This window comes from Clostridia bacterium (assembly GCA_014360065.1).
Lineage (GTDB): Bacteria > Bacillota > DSM-521 > Neomoorellales > JACIYF01 > JACIYF01.
The window spans coordinates 1-1,827 of the sequence record JACIYF010000234.1 but is presented as its reverse complement, the minus strand read 5'-3'; the positions used below and the strand labels follow the sequence as shown (position 1 = coordinate 1,827).

Sequence of the window (1,827 nt, the reverse complement as noted above, 5' to 3'; positions counted from 1 at the left end):
ACCTCGATTACCTCGCCATGGAGAAAGCGAGCTTCATCGCTGGCCAGAAAAAGTGCCACCTGGGCTACATCTTCTGGCTTGCCAATATCGTCGATTACCTGGGACATCTTTACAAAGTTCACGAATTGCTGGTTTTGGAGTAGCTGAGCAGTACCATACTCAGTGGCTATGAACCCCGGGGATATGGCATTGCAGCGGATCCCGTGCCGCCCATAGTCCCGGGCTATCGAGCGGGTGATGGCGATTACCCCGGCTTTGCTAACAGCATGAGCCAGGCTTCCCGGATAAGCTCTCTGCCCCATTAGCGAAGCAGTATTAATGATGGTTCCTCCGGGAGGATTCTGCTGCAGCATCTGCAAAACTGCGTATTTGCAGCCAAAGAACACGTTGTAGAGCTCATTTTTCATGGTGTAATCGAAGTCTTCCGTGCTAGTCAGGTGGATGGGTCCAAACCGACAGCTGCCTGCATTGTTGTACATGATATCGAGCCTTCCATAGGTATCGGCGCAAAACTTAACCAAAGCCTGGACTTGCTCTTCGACCGAGGTGTCAGCCACAAAGTAGGTAGCAGCGCCTCCTTGCAACCTGATTTCTTCGGCCACTTCCTTCAAGGGCTCCTCGTGGCGCCCATTGAGGACCAGCTTAGCTCCTTCCCTGGCAAAGAGAAGGGCCGCCGCCCGCCCTTGGCCGTGTCCCGAACCGGTGATGATGCAGGTTTTGCCCGCCAGCCGCATTTTGAGACCTCCCTATAAAAGACGATGATTTAGATGCGCCTTCGATTGAATATGGACCTTGTGAAAACGAGTTCTTTGGTTGGCCTCAAATGCTGTCTGCCTTGGGCTCAGAAAACTCAGTTGCTCTTCCTTGCTAGCGCACTGCCAATCACCTCCACCCGGACCCATGCCCGCTTGGCATAAGACGACTATTCCCCGGCCCTTTCAGCGTAAACTAAAGGACAATTAAGGGAAATCACGTACAGAATTGAAAAAATAGTTGAGACAGTACCAAGAGATGCTGAGAACTGTGGATTATGAAATTGATAAGAAGGGAAGAAAAAGAGGCAAAAAGCGCAAGTAGCTATAAGTACAACGCAGTAATCGGTAGAGAGCCAGTACTATAATCTACTTAAGCCTGCACTAAACCTTCGCGGATGGCGTAACGGGTAAGTTCGGCTGTGCTATGCAGATTTAGTCTCTCCATGAGTTTGGCCCGGTGAGTTTGGACGGTGCGCAGGCTAATACAAAGGATCTCGGAAATCTCCCGGTTAGTTTTGCCTTGGGCAATTAGCTGGAGGATTTGCTTTTGGCGATGGGTTAAATCCTTTTTAGGCCCAGCCTGCTGAGGCTCGCTCGATCCACTGCTGCGAGCCTGGCAGTAATGCTGGAGCAGCTTGCCTGCCACTGAAGGGCACACATAAGTCTCGCCCCGATAAACCGACCGAATAGCCTTGGCCAACTCTTCAGCAGTGCTCCGCTTAATTATATAGCCTGACGCTCCTAGGCTTAGAGCTTCCATGGCATACTGTTCAGTTTCGTGCATAGTCAAGATCAGCACCTTGGTAGGTAGCCCTGACCCGGCCATCTCCCGGACCGCCTCCAAGCCATTCAATCCCGGCATGGAAATATCCACCACCGCCACATCAGGCTGCAATTGGCGGACCAAAGCCAAGGTTTGCTCCCCATCATCAGCCTCACCAATGATCTCGATATCTGGAAACTGCGACAAAAGGCTCCGCAAACCTTCGCGGACAATATAGTGATCGTCGGCTAGAATTATTTTGATAGCTATGGTTACCGCCCCCCGTTGGCTTCAATTTCCGCTATGATG

Annotated in this window: 2 protein-coding genes; both read right to left on the bottom strand. The window is 51.5% G+C overall.

The window, feature by feature from the left end; translation table 11 throughout:
- The coding region (locus H5U02_15405) for an SDR family oxidoreductase (GenBank protein ID MBC7343806.1) at positions 1-734 on the bottom strand (734 nt) is incomplete at its 3' end.
- A 391-nt stretch (positions 735-1,125) separates the two neighbouring features.
- Positions 1,126-1,737 carry a response regulator transcription factor gene (locus tag H5U02_15400; GenBank protein ID MBC7343805.1) on the bottom strand — a complete coding sequence of 204 codons (612 nt, stop codon included), beginning with the start codon at positions 1,735-1,737 and terminating at the stop codon, positions 1,126-1,128.
- Between the last annotated feature and the right edge of the window lie 90 nt (positions 1,738-1,827).